Here is a 17215-nt window from a genome sequence, read left to right on the forward strand (position 1 = left end):
GCGCCCGTAGGACACAAGCGAAGGCCCCCACGCCGTCGGTCGACGTGGGGGCCTTCGCGGTATGTGTTCCCCGCGAGGGGGCCGGCATCACAGCAGCTGTGCGCCGAACCTCGTCAGGATGAGCGCCGCGACCACGCCGTACGCGGCCAGCGGCACCACCCAGTGGGGGAGCGCCCGCAGCCGGGAGCCCGCCGGGGCCAGGTGGCGGGTGACGTACCAGAACAGCGGGATCATCACCGCCCAGACGACCATGCACCACGGGCACAGGGCCCCGATCGCATACAGGCACTGGCTGATCAGCCACACCGTGAAGGCGAACCCGGCCGCGATCCCGGCCCACAGTCCGCGCCACAGCCACCGGGGGAGCACCGCCCCGGCGACCAGGGCCGTGCCCAGTCCGGCCAGGGCCGCGAAGCCGGCGAGGCCGAGCAGCATGTTGGGGAAGCCGAGGAGGTTGCCCTGCCAGGTGGTCATCACGTCGCCGCAGCTCAGCACCGCGTTGAGGTTGCAGCCCGGGGTGAAGTGCGGGTCCTCCAGGGTGCGGATCCGGTCGTACGTGAGGACCCCGGAGGCCAGGGTGCCGACGAGGCCGCCGATCAGCAGGAGGAGGGCGGTGCCCCGGGGGGTGGTGACGCCCCGCGGGGTGGTGGTTCCCCGGTGGGCGCTCGTTCCCCGGTCGGTGGGCGTTCCCCTTTGGGCGGTCGTTCCCCTTTGGGTGGTCATTCTCCCGACGCTACGAGCGCGGCCGCGGCCCCGGGTAGAGCGGAACGCCTCCGGGCCCAAGGACCTCCGGCCTGTCCGAAGTGCCCTAAATCACGCGTTCTCCGCTCCTGGTGGCCCGGATCCGGGGGGAGCGAGCACGGATGATGGAGGGCATGCACGTCAAGCCCGCCCTCTCGGCGCCCCACCGGCTCACGGCCCTCGGCCGCCGGCTCGCGCAGAGCTGGGCCGGGTCACCGCGCGCGATGGACCTGCTCGCGGCCCTCAGCTGCCTCGGCCTCATCGCGCTGGACCTGCCGGGCCTGGCGGCCGCCGACAACTCCCTGAGCGGCCCCACGGCGGCCGTCGTGCTGACGCTCGGCTGCTCCACCCTGCTGGTGCGGCGCCGCATGCCCTGGGTCTCGTACCTCGCCGCACTGCTCTTCATCGGCTGGCTGCACGACCTGACCCTGATCCAGTTCGCGCTGTACTCCGTGGGACGCAACCGCGGCCGCCGGGCCGGCATCCTCGCCACGCTCGGCTACCTCGCCTTCACCCTGTGCCTGTTCTGCTGCGTACCCGGCTGGCCGCTGGCCCGGGCCGAGACGCTCAGCTCCTTCCTCAGCCTGGTCGTGCCCATCGGGGTGCTCGCCTCGGCCGTGGGCATCGCCGCCTACCGCCACGACCTCGTGCGGGAGCTCGACACCCGGCGCGCCGAGTCCGCCGTCCAGCAGGCCGTCCAGCAGGAGCGGACCTCCGTCGCCCGCGACGTCCACGACTTCGTCGGACGCGAGCTGACCCTGCTGACGGTCCGCTCCGAGGTGCTGTCGATGCGCTCGCGCGAGACGGCGTACGCCAAGGACTTCGAGGAGCTCGCCGACACCGCCCGCCGGGCCCACCTGGTGCTCAACGAGATCATCGTGCAGCGCGGGGAGCGGGCGGCCACCCCGGGCGTGGACGGGCTGGCGGCGCTCGCGGAGGAGAGCGGGCGCGCGGGTTCACCCGTACGGCTGGACCTGGATCCGGCCGTGCACGGGCTGTCGCCGCTGCGCCAGGCCGCGGTCTACCGGGTGGTGCAGGAATGCCTGACCAACGCCGCCAAGCACGCGCGCGGCGAGACCATCGAGGTGTCCATCGCGGCCGAGGGGCCCCAGCTGCGGATCGCCGTCCGCAACGGGCTGGCCCAGCGGGTACCGGCCAGGGCCCCCGTCTCGGCGGGCTCGGGCACGGCGAGCATGTCCGAGCGCGTGCGCAGCCTGGGCGGCACGCTCACGGCCACGCGCACGCAGGATGCGTACGAGGTCCTCGCGACCCTCCCGAAGGGCTGAATCCGCCGGGCGCTGCCGGCCGCTTCCGGCCCGCGCCCGGCTAGGCCTTCGCCGGTGCCAGCAGGCTGCTGAGGGCGTCCATGTCCTCCACGCAGCGGCCCGAGCCGAGCGCCACGCAGTCCAGCGGATCGTCCGCGACGAAGACGGGGATCCCCGTCGAGGAGGCCATCCGCAGGTCCAGGCCGGGCAGCAGCGCGCCGCCGCCGGTCAGGACGATGCCGTGCTCCATGACGTCACCGGACAGTTCGGGCGGGCACTCCTCCAGCGTGGTGCGCACCGCGGCGATGATCGCCTCGATCGGCTCGTCGAGGGCGGCCCGCACGTCGCGCGCGTCGAGCACGAGCGTCTGGGGCATGCCGCCGACCTTCTCGCGGCCCCGCACCGTGAAGCTGGCGCTCTCCAGCTCCGGCCGGTCCGGCACCGGCCAGGCCGAGCCGATGGCGATCTTGACGTCCTCGGCGGTGCGGTCGCCGATGAGCAGGGAGTGCTCCTTGCGGACCCAGTCGGTGATCGCAGTGTCCAGCCGGTCGCCGCCGACCCGCAGCGACCGGGAGGTGACGATGCCGCCCAGCGAGATGACCGCGACCTCGGAGGTGCCGCCGCCGATGTCGACGACCATCGAGCCGCGCGGTTCGGACACCGGGAGCCCGGCCCCGATGGCCGCGGCCATCGGTTCCTCGATCAGGTGGACGGTTCTGGCGCCTGCCCGGGTGGAGGCGTGGATGATGGCCCGACGCTCCACCTGGGTGACCCCGGATGGTACGCAGATCACCATGCGGGTGCGGACCCGGCGGCCGGGGACGGCCTTGCGGACGAAGTGCCGGATCATCTCCTCGGCGGCCTCGTAGTCGCAGATCACGCCGTCCTTGAGGGGGCGGATCGCGGTGATGGAGCCGGGTGTGCGGCCGATGGTCTCCTTGGCCTCGGCACCCACGGCCAGTGCGGTGGTGGTGCCCGCCTTGACGGCGACCACGGACGGCTCATTGAGGACGATGCCGTGCCCCCGTGCGTAGACGAGGGTGTTGGCGGTTCCCAGGTCTATCCCTATGTCGCGGCTGGAACCTGTCTTGTTCGTGCTGGCCTGCGGCATTTGCTCCCCAATCTCCTGTCCGCAAGGCTTGCATAACGATCTGGTCGCTCCGGCAGCCGAAGGTCCCGATCCGACCGGGCCGAAGGTCCTCCCGGTCCTCGTCCGTAGACTGGGTCCCGTGAGTGAGCAGCAGCCCGAGAGCCACGATGACAGCTTCGACGCGTTCGACCAGATCGTGGCGGAAGAGTCCGACCGCGACCCCGACCTGGCGGTGATCGAGGCGGGCAGCCGCACCCTGCGCACGCAGGCCGGTCCGCCCCAGGGCGACCCGGTGCCCGAAGAGCCCGCCGACCCCGAGGTGGCCCAGGCGCTGCGGGAGGTGGAGCAGGAGCTGGCCGGCCGCTGGGGGGAGACCAAGCTGGAGCCCTCCGTCACGCGGATCGCCGCGCTGATGGACGTCCTGGGCGAGCCGCAGCGCGCGTACCCCTCCGTCCACATCACCGGCACCAACGGCAAGACGAGCACCGCCCGCATGATCGAGGCGCTGCTGAACGCCTTCGAGCTGCGCACCGGGCGCTACACCAGCCCGCACGTGTCCTCGGTCACCGAGCGGATCAGCCTGGACGGGGCGCCGATCACCGCCGAGCGGTTCGTCGAGACCTACCACGACATCAAGCCGTACGTGGAGATGGTGGACACGGCCGAGGAGTTCCGGCTGTCGTTCTTCGAGGTCCTCACCGGCATGGCCTACGCGGCCTTCGCGGACGCGCCCGTGGACGCGGCCGTGGTCGAGGTGGGCATGGGCGGCACCTGGGACGCCACCAACGTGATCGACGGCGCGGTCGCCGTGATCACCCCGATCAGCCTGGACCACACGGACCGGCTCGGCTCGACCACCGGTGAGATCGCGCAGGAGAAGGGCGGGGTCATCAAAAAGGGCGCCACCGTCATCCTGGCGCAGCAGCCGGTGGACGCGGCGCAGGTGCTGCTGAAGAAGGCCGTGGAGGTCGACGCGACCGTGGCCCGCGAGGGCATGGAGTTCGGCGTCGTCACCCGCGAGGTCGCGGTGGGCGGGCAGCAGCTGACGCTGCGCGGGCTCGGCGGCGAGTACGACGGCATCTTCCTCCCGCTGCACGGCGCCCACATGGCGCACAACGCGGCGGTGGCGCTGGCGGCGGTCGAGGCCTTCTTCGGGATCGGCGCCGACCACGCGCGGGCGCTGGACGTGGAGACCGTGCGCAAGGCCTTCGCCTCGGTGACCTCGCCCGGCCGCATGGAGGTCGTGCGGCGCAGCCCGACGGTGGTGCTGGACGCGGCCCACAACCCGGCCGGGGCGCGGGTCACGGCGGAGGCGGTGACCGAGGCCTTCGGCTTCAGCCGGCTGATCGGCGTCGTGGGCGCGAGCGAGGGCAAGGACGCGCGCGGGGTCTTCGAGGCCTTCGAGCCGATCTTCGCCGAGGTCGTGATCACGGAGAACACCAGCCACCGGGCGATGTCCGCGGACGATCTGGCGGCCATCGCGGTCGAGGTCTTCGGCGCCGAGCGGGTGCAGGTGGAGCCGCGGCTGGACGACGCCCTGGAGGCGGCGATCACGCTGGCGGAGGAAGAGGCGGAGTACGGAGGGGCCGGGGTCCTGGTGACCGGGTCCGTCATCACGGTGGGCGAGGCCCGCCTGCTGCTGAAGAGGGGCTGAGGGATGCGCACGCTGTGTGCTTCGACGCTGATCGCGGAGTTCTTCGTGATCGGCTTCGCCGGGCTGGTCGCGATGAAGGGCGATCTGAGCCAGGTCACCGTCTGGACGGTCTGCGGGACCGCGATGCTGGTGTCGGTCCTGTTGTGCGGGATGCTCTCGCGACCCGGGGCCGTCCAGATCGGCTGGGCCCTGCAGATCGGGCTCGTGCTGAGCGGGTTCGTCGTCCCGATGATGTTCATCCTGGGCGTGGTGTTCGCCGGTCTGTGGTGGTGCTCCATCCACTACGGCCGCCGCATCGACGTGATCAAGGCCCGCTGGGCCGCCCAGGCGGAGGCCCAGGCCGCCGCCCCGACCGAGGCGTAGCCCGCAGGGGGCCGGAGCGGGCCCCGGGAAGGCCCCGTACGGCGGGGGCCCGGGCCCCTGTAGCCTCGTCGGACCGCACCCGTATGCCGCAAGGAGTTACCCATATGACCCAGCGCACGCTCGTCCTGCTCAAGCCCGACGCCGTCCGTCGCGGCCTGATCGGCGAGATCGTCGGCCGCATCGAGCGGAAGGCCGGCTGGACCATTCCCGCGCTGGAGCTGCGCACGCTGGACCAGGAGACCCTGGAAGCGCACTACGGCGAGCACAAGGGCAAGGTCTTCTACGAGCCCCTCATGGGCTTCATGGCGAGCGGCCCGGTCGTGGCCCTGGTCGTCGAAGGGGAGCGCGTCATCGAGGGTGTCCGCCAGTTGGCGGGACCCACTGACCCGATTGCCGCCGCGCCCGGCTCCATCCGGGGTGATTTCGGTACCGTCACCCGGGAGAACCTGATCCACGCCTCGGACTCCGAGGAGTCCGCGGAGCGGGAGCTGAAGCTGTTCTTCCCGGCGCTGTGATCACTCTTTTCTGACGCAACATCAGCCGAATAGCGCTCATGACCTGGGGCGACCGAAGTAATTTCGGTCGCCCTCCGGTATTACCGGGCATATTCGGGAACGCATCGACAGGACACGACGTCACCACTATGGGGGCGGGTATTCGTTCCGGCGGGCTTGCCGGAGTCCCGTCGCGCGGTGGCCGTACTTGCGGCACTACGATGGGGCCTCCACCCACACACCCACCTCGCCGACCTGACAGCAGCCGCTATCAACTGGAAGGCCAGACGCTCCTCATGGGGAACAAGGGGAACAACATGTCGTTCATCGGCCGTGACATGGCGATCGACCTCGGGACCGCCAACACGCTGGTGTACGTGAGGGGCCGGGGAATCGTCCTGAACGAGCCGTCCGTGGTCGCCATCAACACGAACACCGGTGGCATCCTGGCGGTCGGCTCCGAAGCCAAGAAGATGATCGGGCGCACGCCCGGCAACATCGTCGCCGTGCGGCCCCTCAAGGACGGCGTCATCGCCGACTTCGAGATCACCGAGCGGATGCTCCGGTACTTCATCCTCAAGATCCACAAGCGCCGCTACCTGGCCCGTCCGCGCGTCGTGGTCTGCGTGCCCTCCGGCATCACGGGAGTGGAGCGCCGCGCCGTCATCGAGGCGTCCACGCAGGCCGGTGCCCGCCAGGTGCACATCATCGAGGAGCCGATGGCCGCCGCCATCGGTGCGGGCCTGCCCGTCCACGAGGCCACCGGCAACATGGTCGTGGACATCGGCGGCGGCACCACCGAGGTGGCCGTCATCTCCCTCGGCGGAATCGTCACGGCACAGTCCATCCGGGTGGCCGGCGACGAGCTCGACAACGCGATCATCCAGCACATCAAGAAGGAGTACTCGCTCCTCCTCGGTGAGCGGACCGCCGAGCAGATCAAGATCACCATCGGCTCGGCCTACGACCTCGACAAGGACGAGCACACCGAGATCCGCGGCCGCGACCTGGTCTCGGGCCTGCCCAAGACCGTCGTGATCTCGGCCGCCGAGGTGCGCAAGGCGATCGAGGAGCCGGTCAACGCCATCGTCGACGCCGTCAAGACCACCCTCGACAAGTGCCCGCCGGAGCTCTCCGGCGACATCATGGACCGCGGCATCGTCCTGACCGGAGGCGGCGCCCTGCTCCGCGGCCTCGACGAGCGGCTGCGCCGCGAGACGGGCATGCCGATCCACATCGCCGAGGACCCGCTCGACTCCGTCGCGCTCGGATCCGGCAAGTGCGTGGAGGAGTTCGAGGCGCTCCAGCAGGTCCTGGACGCCCAGCCGCGACGCTGATCCGGCCCGCCGCGCGGCGGCGGAACACAGATGATCCGCCGTACGGGTGCTACCGGGCCCGTGCGGCGGATCGTTGATATACAGGCAAGGTCCGGTGCGAGCCCCGGCTCCACCGGAGCGGCTTCGGCCGTCTCTTCGGATACCGCCGGCCGGCGCCGGCCGGATCCGAAGGGAACGGCCCGGCCGCACGGGTATCTATGAGGAAGGCACGGCCGCCGCACGTGAGGGACACACGAGAAAGCCGGCTGCTCCTGGTGCTTCTGATCGCCATCGCGTTCGCTTTGATCACGGTGGACATCAGGACGGGTGAGGAGTCTCCGGTCGACGGTGCCCGACAGGCCGCCGCAGCGGTCTTCGGGCCGGTCGAGAAGGGCGTGGCGCGAGGGGTCGACCCGGTCGCCAACGCCATAGGGGCGGTACGGGACTCCGGCGAGCGGCACAACCGCATCGCGACGCTGGAGCGCGAGAACGCGGCCCTCAAGGCCAAGCTGGGCAGCGACGACCAGACCCGCAGCCGGATCCGCGAGCTCGACGAGATGCTCAAGCGGGCGGGCGCGGGCCAGTACGGCATCAAGGGTGCCGAGGTCATCGCCATAGGAGCGGCCCAGGGCTTCTCCTGGACCGTGACCATCGACGCGGGCAGCAAGGACGGCATCGAGCGCGACATGACCGTCCTCAACGGGGACGGACTCGTCGGACGCGTCGCCACCGTCGGCCCCGACACCGCCACCGTGGTGCTCGCCAACGACCCCGACTTCACCGTCGGCACCCGGCTGGAGAAGACCGGCGAACTGGGCTTCGCCACCGGGCAGGGCGACCGGGAGCTCTCCGTGCAGCTGCTCAACGGCAAGGCCAAGATCAACACCGGCGACCGGCTCGTCACCTTCGGTTCGCGCGGCAACAAGCCCTTCGTGCCGGGAGTCCCGATCGGCGAGGTGATCAAGGTCGACCCCTCGCGCGGCGACCTGACCCGCACCATCTGGGTCCGCCCGTTCGTGGGATTCTCCCGCCTGGACATCGTGGGCGTCGTGGTCATGCCCCCGCGCGAGGACCCGCGCGACGCGGTCCTGCCGCCCAAGCCCGAGGCGCCCAAGCCCACCCCGACGGTCACCGTCACGGTCACCCCGTCGCCCGGCGCGTCCGCGTCCGGCAAGCCGGCCGACGACTAGGAGCCGATCATCATGCGTTTCAACCGGATCCTGCTCGCGGGCACGCTCGTCGTGGTCGCCCTGGTCGTCCAGGTCTCCATCCTGGGCCGGCTCCAACTCCCCGGAGCCGTCCCCGACCTGGTCCTGCTCACGGTCGTCGCCCTCGCACTCGTGTACGGGTGCGTCAGCGGCGCCCTCATCGGCTTCGCCGCCGGCCTCCTCACCGACCTGGCCCCGCCCGCCGACCACGCGGCCGGCCGCTACGCGCTCGTGCTGTGCGTCATCGGCTACGTCGCCGGCCTGGTCCGCCCCGACACCGGGCGGTTCCGCTCCGCCTGGGGCCCCATGCTCACCGTCGTCGGCGCCGCCTTCGTCTCCACCCTGCTCTACGCGGGGGTCGGCGCCCTCGTCGGCGACACCGCGGCCCGCCACGTGGGGCTGAGCGGACTGGTGTTCACCGCGGTCCTCTACGACCTGCTGCTCGCCCCGTTCACCGTGCCGTTCATCATGGCCCTGGCCCGCCGCGCGGAGAACGACCCGATGGCCGTCGAGGCCAACGGCGGCCCGCCCGCGGGCAAGGACATCGCCTCCGGCTGGCTGGCCGGCGGCACCGGGCTGCGGATCGGCAGCCAGCGCGGCGGCCTGCGGATGAAGACAGCCCGCAGCCGCGCGAACAGGGCCGGCCGGATAAAGGGCGTCAAGGGAATCAAGGGTGTGAAGAGCGTCAAGAAGCTGTGAGGGAGGAGTCCTCGTGACCAACATTCCGGAGACCGGCCGTACCTCCCGGGTGCAGATCCGGCTCGTGATCATCCAGGTTCTGGTCGGTTCGATGTTGCTCACCCTCGGCGGCCGGCTCTGGTACCTCCAGATCCGCAACGGCGCGGAGTACTCGGACGAGGCCAAGAACAACCACGTCCAGCAGGTGGTGCAGCCCGCCGTGCGCGGCTCCGTCCTCGACGCCCGCGGAGTCGCGCTCGCCGACAACGAGACCCGTCTCGTCGTCTCCGCCAGCCGCACCGAGCTGATGAAGATGGACGACCGCGGCAAGACCGTCCTCGCCCGGCTCGCGGGCGTCCTCGACATGAAGCCGCAGGACGTCGCCGACAAGGTCCGGCTCTGCAACAACGAGACCCCGCAGCCCTGCTGGAACGGCTCCCCGTACCAGCCCATCCCGGTCACCAACAAGGCCACCACCCAGCAGGCCCTGCAGATCCGCGAACGCCCCGAGGACTTTCCCGGGATCACCGCCGAGCCCACCGCCGTACGCCGCTACCCCGCACCGGGCGGCGCCAACACCGGCCAGGTCCTCGGCTACCTCGGCCCGGTCACCGACAACGAGATCCTGCGGGCGAAGGACACGAACTCCCCGTTCCTGCGCTCCGACCAGGTCGGCCGCTTCGGCATCGAGCGCACGTACGACAAGGAGCTGCGCGGCAAGTCGGGCGTCACCCGCTACGAGGTGGACAACCTCGGCCGGGTCATCGGCATGGCCAGGAACGACAAGGCGGTCCCCGGGGCCAACCTGGTCACCAGCATCGACGCCCGCGTCCAGGGCGTGGCCGAGTACGAGCTGAACGCGGCCATGCTCGAAGCGCGCAAGCAGATCGACCGCAACACCGGTGTCCTCTACAAGGCCGACGCCGGCGCCATCGTCGTGATGGAGTCCAAGACCGGCCGCGTCGTGGCCATGGCCTCCAACCCCACCTACGATCCCAACGTGTGGGTCGGCGGGATCTCCGGCAAGGACTACGCCAAGCTGACCGCCAAGGACTCCAACGTCCCCCTCATGAACCGGGCCATCCAGGGCCAGGCCGCCCCGGGCTCCATCTTCAAGGTCATCCCGACCGCGGCCGCGGTCAACGCGGGATACGAGTTCGACGGCAACTACCCCTGCCCGAGCTCGTACTCCATCGGCGGCCAGGTCTTCAAGAACTTCGAGTCCCAGGGCCACGGCTCGATCACCCTCGGACGGGCCCTGGAAGTCTCCTGCGACACCGTCTTCTACGCCCTGGGCCACAAGGAGTGGCTCAAGGACGGCGGGATCAAGCCCAAGAAGAACCCGGCGCAGGTCTTCTACAAGACCGCCCACCAGTTCGGCCTCGGCGCCGAGACCCACATCGACCTGCCGGGCGAGGAGAAGGGCCGGGTCCCCGACCGCGAGTGGAAGCAGCGGTTCTGGGAGGCCAACAAGGACGGCTGGTGCAAGACCGGCAAGAAGGGCGGCACCTACGTGGAACTGCTGTCCTACGAGAACTGCCTCGAGGGCAACCTCATGCGCGCCGGTGACGCCGTCAACTACTCCATCGGCCAGGGCGACACCCTCGTGACGCCCATCCAGATGGCCACCATCTACGCGGCCATCGCCAACGGCGGCACCCTGTGGAACCCGACCATCGGCAAGGCCATCATCAGCGCCGACGGCAAGCACATCGAGGAGATCAAGCCCCAGTCCCACGGCAAGCTCCCGATGACCGAGGCCACCCGCCTCAAGATGGCCGCCGCACTGGAAGGCGTCGCCACCCGCGGCACCGCGGCCTGGCGCTTCGGCGGCTGGCCGCAGAAGCAGATCCCGATGCACGCGAAGACCGGTACCGCCGAGGTCTACGGCAAGCAGACCACCTCCTGGTTCGCCACCTACACCGACGACTACACGATCGTCATGACGATCTCCCAGGGCGGCACCGGCTCCGGTGCCTCCGGGCCCGCCGTGCGCAACGTCTACAACGCCATCTACGGTCTCACCATGTCCGGAGTACAGGACCCCAAGAAGGCCCTGCTGCCCAGGCCGGAGGCCAGACTGCCCAAGATCCTGCCCGACGGCTCCATCGAGAACCCCGAGATCACGCCGTACGTACCGCCGTCCCCCGAGGAACTCGCACCGCCCGCGCTCGCCGGGCCCCCCGCCCCACCCGCCGCGCGCCAGGACTGAGGACCGAGACCGACATGCAGACCGCCAACAAATTCTCCGTGGCCCGGTACGCGCCGGAGCAGCGGGGAGCGATGGCCAAGCTCACCGCCCGCGGCTCCGTCGTGCGCCGGCTCGACTGGCCGATACTCCTCTCGGCCCTCGCCCTCTCCCTGATCGGCGCCCTGCTGGTGTGGTCGGCGACCCGCAACCGGACCTCGCTGAACAACGGGGACCCGTACTACTTCCTCTTCCGGCACGCCATGAACACCGGCATCGGCCTCGTGCTGATGATCGGCACCATCTGGCTCGGCCACCGCACCCTGCGCGGCGCCGTACCGATCCTCTACGGGCTCTCCGTGGTGCTGATCCTGGCCGTGCTCACCCCGCTCGGCGCCACCATCAACGGCGCCCACGCCTGGATCGTGGTCGGCGGCGGCTTCTCGCTCCAGCCCTCCGAGTTCGTCAAGATCACGATCATCCTGGTCATGGCGATGCTGCTCGCCACCCGGGTGGACGCGGGAGACCTCGCCCACCCCGACCACCGCACCGTCGTCAAGGCGCTCTGCCTGGCCGCCTTCCCCATGGGCATCATCATGCTGATGCCCGACCTCGGCTCCGTGATGGTCATGGTCGTCATCGTGCTCGGCGTCCTGCTCGCCTCCGGCGCCTCCAACCGCTGGGTGCTCGGCCTGCTCGGCTCCGGCGCCGGCGGGGCCATCCTGATCTGGCAGCTCGGCGTCCTCGACGAGTACCAGATCAACCGCTTCGCGGCCTTCGCCAACCCCGAGCTCGACCCGGCCGGCGTCGGCTACAACACCAACCAGGCGCGCATCGCCATCGGCTCCGGCGGGCTGACCGGCTCCGGGCTCTTCCACGGCTCGCAGACCACCGGCCAGTTCGTGCCGGAGCAGCAGACCGACTTCGTCTTCACGGTGGCGGGGGAGGAGCTGGGCTTCGTCGGGGCCGGGCTCATCCTGGTGCTGCTCGGGATCATCCTGTGGCGCGCCTGCATGATCGCCCGCGAGACGACCGAGCTGTACGGCACGATCGTGTGCGCCGGGATCATCGCCTGGTTCGCCTTCCAGGCCTTCGAGAACATCGGCATGACCCTCGGGATCATGCCCGTGGCCGGACTCCCGCTGCCCTTCGTGTCCTACGGAGGATCCTCGATGTTCGCCGTGTGGGTGGCGATCGGGCTGCTCCAGTCGATCAGGGTGCAGCGGCCGCTGTCGGCGTGAGACGGGGACGCCGGGCCGCGCAGCCCGCGTGCGGCGTCGCGTCGTCGGCCCGGTCCGGGGGTTCCCCGGGCCGGGCCGAGCCGTGCCGACGGCGGCCGGCGTGAGGCCTGATCCATCGGTTCCCGGGCAGGTTTTCCGCCGCACCCGCCGTTTTCCTGGCCGCCGCGTTCCGTTCAGGACTACGTTCGATGCATGGCGGACACGAAGCGCGAGATCGAGCGCAAATTCGAGTTCAGGACCACCAAGGCCGGACGGCGCGGAGTACCCGACCTGAGGGGCACGGACGCCATCGCGTCCGTGGCCGACCAGGGCACGGTCGAGCTCGACGCCGTCTACTACGACACCCCCGACCAGCGGCTCGCCGCCGACGGGCTCACCCTGCGCCGCCGCACCGGCGGCAAGGACGCCGGCTGGCACCTCAAACTGCCCGTCTCCCCCGGCGTCCGCGACGAGGTCACCGCCCCCCTCGGCGACACCGTCCCCGACGCGCTGACCGCCCTGCTGCGCTCCCGCGTCCGCGACACCCCGCTGGAACCGCAGGTCAGGCTCCTGTCCTCGCGCAAGGTCAGCCACCTCCTCGACGCCGACGGCGCCGTCCTCGCGGAGCTCTCCACGGACGCGGTGCGGGCCGAGCGCGCGCAGGCCACCGCCGCCTGGACCGAGGTGGAGGTCGAGCTCGCCGACGGGGCCGACCCGGCGCTGCTCGACGCCGTCGAGAAGACCTTCCGCAAGGCCGGACTCCGGGTCAGCGACGCCCCCTCGAAGCTGGCCCGGGCGCTGACCGAGACCGGCGGGGAGCCCCCGGCCCGTACGGCCGGCCCCGGCCCCGCCGAGGACACGGCGGGCGCGCACGTGCTCGCGTACCTGCGCGAACAGCGCGACGTCCTCGTCGCCCAGGACCCCGCCGTACGCCGCGGGCTGCCCGACTCCGTCCACCAGATGCGGATCGCCACCCGGCGCCTGCGCAGCGCCTTCAAGACCCACCGCCGGATCCTGGACCCCGCCGAGACCGGCCCGGTCGGCGAGGAGCTGCGGTGGCTCGCCGCCGAGCTCGGAGTCGACCGCGACCAGGAAGTGCTCCTGGAGCGGATCCAGACCCACCTCGACGAACTCCCGCGCACCCTCGTGCTCGGCCCGGTCCGCGGCCGCCTCAAGATCTGGAACGCGGCCCGCCGCACCGGCTCGCGCCGCGCCGCGCTGGCCGCGCTCGACAGCACCCGCCACGTGGCCCTGCTCGACGCCCTCGACGCCCTGCTGGCCGACCCGCCGCTGCTGAAGGCCGCCGCCCGGCCCGCCGCCGCGGCCCTGACGGCCGCGGTCCTCGGGGACTACGAACGCCTCGCCGGCCGGATCGGGGCCGCCCTGTCCCTGGACCCCGGCCAGGGCCGCGACCTGGCCCTGCACGAGGCCCGCAAGGCGGCGAAGCGCGCCCGGTACGCGGCCGAGGCGGCGGTGCCCGCCCTCGGCAAGCCCGCGCGCAAACTGGCCAAGGCGGTGAAGGCCGTCCAGACCCTGCTCGGCGACCACCAGGACGGGGTCGTCGCCCGCGAAGCCCTGCGCGCACTCGGCGTCCAGGCGGCGGGCGCCGGGGAGTCGGCCTTCACCTGGGGCGTCCTCTACGCCCGCGAGGAGGCACTGGCCGAGCGCCGCGAGCGCGAGCTGCCCGAGGTGTGGGCGGCGACCGCGGGGCCCGCGGCGGCGGTCCGCGGATGAGCGTGCGGGCAGGGGCGCTCCGGGCCCCGGGGTACGCTTGAGAGTCGCCCCCTGCCCGCTTCACGAAAGTCGCGTGATGACCGAATCGGTCTTCCCTCAGCTTGAGGCCCTGCTTCCGCACGTCCAGAAGCCGATCCAGTACGTCGGCGGTGAGCTCAACTCCACGGTCAAGCCGTGGGAGAGCGCCGATGTCCGCTGGGCGCTGATGTACCCGGACGCGTACGAGGTCGGGCTCCCCAACCAGGGCGTCATGATCCTGTACGAAGTGCTGAACGAGCGCGAGGGCGTGCTCGCGGAGCGCACGTACAGCGTGTGGCCGGACCTCGAAGAGCTGATGCGCGAGCACAAGGTGCCGCAGTTCACCGTCGATTCCCACCGTCCGGTCGGGGCCTTCGACGTCTTCGGGCTCTCGTTCTCCACCGAGCTCGGCTACACCAACATGCTGACGGCGCTGGACCTCGCGGGCATCCCGCTGGAGGCGAAGAACCGTACGGTCGACCACCCCATCGTGCTCGCGGGCGGCCACGCGGCCTTCAACCCCGAGCCGATCGCGGAGTTCATCGACTGCGCGGTCATCGGCGACGGCGAGCAGGCCGTCCTCGACATGACCGAGATCATCCGCGCGTGGAAGGCCGAGGGCCGCCCGGGCGGCCGCGAAGAGGTGCTCCTGCGCCTCGCGAAGACCGGCGGCGTCTACGTGCCGGGCTTCTACGACGTGGAGTACCTGCCGGACGGCCGCATCGGCCGCGTCGTCCCGAACCGCTCCGGCGTGCCGTGGCGCGTGTCCAAGCACACCGTCATGGACCTCGACGAATGGCCCTACCCCAAGCAGCCCCTGGTCCCGCTCGCCGAGACCGTCCACGAGCGCATGTCCGTGGAGATCTTCCGCGGCTGCACCCGCGGCTGCCGTTTCTGCCAGGCCGGCATGATCACGCGCCCCGTGCGGGAGCGAAGCATCACCGGCATCGGCGAGATGGTGGAACGCGGCCTCAAGGCGACCGGCTTCGAAGAGGTGGGTCTCCTCTCCCTCTCCTCGGCGGACCACACCGAGATCGCGGACATCGCCAAGGGCCTGGCCGACCGCTACACGGACGACAAGGTGGGCCTGTCCCTGCCGTCGACCCGCGTGGACGCCTTCAACGTGGACCTGGCCAACGAACTGACCCGCAACGGCCGCCGCTCCGGTCTGACCTTCGCCCCCGAGGGCGGCTCCGAGCGCATGCGCAAGGTCATCAACAAGATGGTCTCGGAAGAGGACCTGATCCGTACGGTCGCCACCGCCTACGGCAACGGCTGGCGCCAGGTGAAGCTGTACTTCATGGTCGGCCTGCCCACCGAGACCGACGAGGACGTGCTCCAGATCGGCGACATGGCGGTCAACGTCATCGCCAAGGGCCGCGAGGTCTCCGGCCAGAACGACATCCGCTGCACGGTGTCGATCGGCGGCTTCGTCCCCAAGCCCCACACCCCCTTCCAGTGGGCCCCGCAGCTGTCGGCTGAGGAGACGGACGCCCGCCTCGGCAAGCTCCGCGACAAGCTCCGCGGCGACAAGAAGTACGGCCGCTCCATCGGCTTCCGCTACCACGACGGCAAGCCCGGCATCGTCGAAGGCCTCCTCTCCCGCGGCGACCGCCGCATCGGCGACGTCATCCGCGCCGTGTACGAGTCGGGCGGCCGCTTCGACGGCTGGCGCGAGCACTTCAGTTACGACCGCTGGATGCAGGCCGCGGAGAAGACCCTGCCCGCGTACGGCGTCGACGTGGCCTGGTACACCACCCGCGAGCGCACCTACGAAGAGGTGCTCCCCTGGGACCACCTCGACTCCGGCCTCGACAAGGACTGGCTCTGGGAGGACTGGCAGGACGCCCTCGACGAGACCGAGGTCGAGGACTGCCGCTGGACCCCGTGCTTCGACTGCGGCGTCTGCCCGCAGCTCGACACCAGCATCCAGATCGGCCCGACGGGCAAGAAGCTGCTGCCGCTGTCGGTCGTGAAGTAGCCCCTCCGCACCCCGTCCGTACGCCGAAGGCCCGCCCCGATCACGGGGCGGGCCTTCCGCGTGTCCGGACCGATGGGGTGTTCCCCGCAACGGCAGGGGCCCCTGCGGAGTCCTTATCCGTATGGAACTGGAAGAGGCGCGCGCACCCGGGGGAGAAGGCTGCCTCGTCGGAGCCGTACGCATCCCCGTGAAGATCGTGGCGGTGCTGGTCGTGCTGCCCGTGCGGGTGGTGTGGGACCTGCTCGTCGCCGGTGCGCGGATGCTGAACCGGACCGTCCTCGGGCCGCTGGGGCAGGGGCTGCGCCGGCTGTACGAGCTGGTCCTGCTGCCGGTGCTGCGGGGGACCGGGTGGCTGCTCGGGGTCCTGTTCAAGCTGGTCTTCTACTGGCCCTGGGCCGGTCTCTGGCGCTACGTCGCACTCCCGGTGGGGCAGGCCCTGTACGGGTACCTGCTGAAGCCCGCGGGCACGGGGCTCTGGCGTTACCTGCTCGTCCCGGTCTGGGAGTACGGGCTGCTGCCCGCCGGGCGGGGCATCGCCCGGCTGCTCGCGGGCGCGCTCCGGTACCTGCTCGTGCTGCCGGGCGGCGCGCTGTACCGGTACGTCCTCACCCCCGTCGGGCACGCCCTGCGCCGGCTGGGCCGGGGGGCCGCGGCCGGTGCGGCCTGGGTGGCCAAGGCCCTGTTCCTCTGGCCGTGGGCCGGGCTGTGGCGGTATGCCGTACGGCCCGGGGCCGTCGGGCTGTGGCGGTACCTGCTCGCGCCGCTCGGGCGGGGGCTGTGGGCGTACCTGCTCGTGCCGCTCGGGCAGCTGCTCGTCGCGGCCTGGCACCTCGCGGGGCGGGTCAGCCGGGCGCTGGGACGCGGGCTCGTGCGGCTGTGGCGGTGGGCCGTCGTGCGGCCCGCCGGGTGGCTGCGCCGGCACGTGGTCACCCCCGTCGGGAACGTGCTGCGCGCCGGGTGGGACGCCGGCCGCCGGGCCGCCCGCGCGGTGCACCGGCAGGCGATCGCTCCGGTCGGCCGCGCCGTCGGCGAGGTGTGGCGGACCACCCGCCTCGCGGTGCGCGAGGCGCGGGCCGACGTACGGCGGGCGCTGTTCGGGGGGCCGGTCCGGGAACCGGCGAGGTCACGGGCGCGTACTCTGGGTAGTAACAGAGCCGCAGGCGACACGCCCGCCCCCGAGATCTCCCTGCACAAGACCTGAGCAGGGGTGAGCCGGAGGGCAGGCGCGAACTGCAGGCCCCACAGACCTCAGGGCGACGCGCGAG

14 protein-coding genes are annotated in these 17215 nt (G+C 71.4%); 12 read left to right on the top strand and 2 right to left on the bottom strand.

Going from position 1 to position 17215, the window contains the following annotated elements; genetic code table 11:
* Positions 1-87: 87 nt before the first annotated feature.
* Complete coding sequence (locus ACIA8F_RS36825; RefSeq protein ID WP_399385396.1) at positions 88-723, bottom strand: vitamin K epoxide reductase family protein; 636 nt, start codon at positions 721-723, stop codon at positions 88-90.
* 152 nt (positions 724-875) lie between these two features.
* Here ACIA8F_RS36825 and ACIA8F_RS36830 point away from each other — a divergent pair, with 152 nt between their 5' ends.
* Positions 876-2027 carry a sensor histidine kinase gene (locus ACIA8F_RS36830; RefSeq protein WP_399385397.1) on the top strand — a complete coding sequence of 384 codons (1152 nt, stop codon included), beginning with the start codon at positions 876-878 and terminating at the stop codon, positions 2025-2027.
* A 40-nt stretch (positions 2028-2067) separates the two neighbouring features.
* Here ACIA8F_RS36830 and ACIA8F_RS36835 read toward each other — a convergent pair whose 3' ends face one another.
* A complete protein-coding gene (locus tag ACIA8F_RS36835; RefSeq protein ID WP_399385398.1) occupies positions 2068-3117 on the bottom strand; it encodes a rod shape-determining protein in 1050 nt (349 codons plus the stop codon).
* A gap of 118 nt (positions 3118-3235) precedes the next feature.
* Here ACIA8F_RS36835 and ACIA8F_RS36840 point away from each other — a divergent pair, with 118 nt between their 5' ends.
* The 11 genes from ACIA8F_RS36840 (at position 3236) to ACIA8F_RS36890 (ending at position 17151) form a co-directional block, all read left to right on the top strand.
* Positions 3236-4750 carry a bifunctional folylpolyglutamate synthase/dihydrofolate synthase gene (locus tag ACIA8F_RS36840; protein WP_399385399.1) on the top strand — a complete coding sequence of 505 codons (1515 nt, stop codon included), beginning with the start codon at positions 3236-3238 and terminating at the stop codon, positions 4748-4750.
* Between the two features lie 3 nt (positions 4751-4753).
* On the top strand, positions 4754-5113 hold the full coding sequence (locus tag ACIA8F_RS36845) for a DUF4233 domain-containing protein (RefSeq protein WP_399385400.1): 360 nt from the start codon (positions 4754-4756) through the stop codon (positions 5111-5113).
* Between the two features lie 104 nt (positions 5114-5217).
* Positions 5218-5628, top strand: a complete 411-nt coding sequence (gene ndk / locus ACIA8F_RS36850; RefSeq protein ID WP_214950910.1) for a nucleoside-diphosphate kinase — start codon at positions 5218-5220, stop codon at positions 5626-5628.
* A gap of 296 nt (positions 5629-5924) precedes the next feature.
* On the top strand, positions 5925-6944 hold the full coding sequence (locus tag ACIA8F_RS36855) for a rod shape-determining protein (RefSeq protein WP_069923827.1): 1020 nt from the start codon (positions 5925-5927) through the stop codon (positions 6942-6944).
* 221 nt (positions 6945-7165) lie between these two features.
* On the top strand, positions 7166-8113 hold the full coding sequence (gene mreC / locus ACIA8F_RS36860; protein WP_399385401.1) for a rod shape-determining protein MreC: 948 nt from the start codon (positions 7166-7168) through the stop codon (positions 8111-8113).
* Between the two features lie 12 nt (positions 8114-8125).
* Positions 8126-8830 carry a rod shape-determining protein MreD gene (gene mreD / locus ACIA8F_RS36865; RefSeq protein WP_399385402.1) on the top strand — a complete coding sequence of 235 codons (705 nt, stop codon included), beginning with the start codon at positions 8126-8128 and terminating at the stop codon, positions 8828-8830.
* Between the two features lie 13 nt (positions 8831-8843).
* On the top strand, positions 8844-11021 hold the full coding sequence (gene mrdA / locus ACIA8F_RS36870) for a penicillin-binding protein 2 (RefSeq protein ID WP_399385403.1): 2178 nt from the start codon (positions 8844-8846) through the stop codon (positions 11019-11021).
* Between the two features lie 14 nt (positions 11022-11035).
* Positions 11036-12238, top strand: a complete 1203-nt coding sequence (rodA, locus tag ACIA8F_RS36875; protein ID WP_399385404.1) for a rod shape-determining protein RodA — start codon at positions 11036-11038, stop codon at positions 12236-12238.
* 192 nt (positions 12239-12430) lie between these two features.
* Positions 12431-13951, top strand: a complete 1521-nt coding sequence (locus ACIA8F_RS36880; RefSeq protein ID WP_399385406.1) for a CHAD domain-containing protein — start codon at positions 12431-12433, stop codon at positions 13949-13951.
* Positions 13952-14024: 73 nt separating this feature from the next.
* On the top strand, positions 14025-15950 hold the full coding sequence (locus ACIA8F_RS36885) for a TIGR03960 family B12-binding radical SAM protein (protein ID WP_383952806.1): 1926 nt from the start codon (positions 14025-14027) through the stop codon (positions 15948-15950).
* A 121-nt stretch (positions 15951-16071) separates the two neighbouring features.
* On the top strand, positions 16072-17151 hold the full coding sequence (locus tag ACIA8F_RS36890; protein ID WP_399385407.1) for a hypothetical protein: 1080 nt from the start codon (positions 16072-16074) through the stop codon (positions 17149-17151).
* The last annotated feature ends 64 nt before the right edge of the window (positions 17152-17215 follow it).

It is taken from the genome of Streptomyces sp. NPDC051563 (genome assembly GCF_044454225.1).
Lineage (GTDB): Bacteria > Actinomycetota > Actinomycetes > Streptomycetales > Streptomycetaceae > Streptomyces.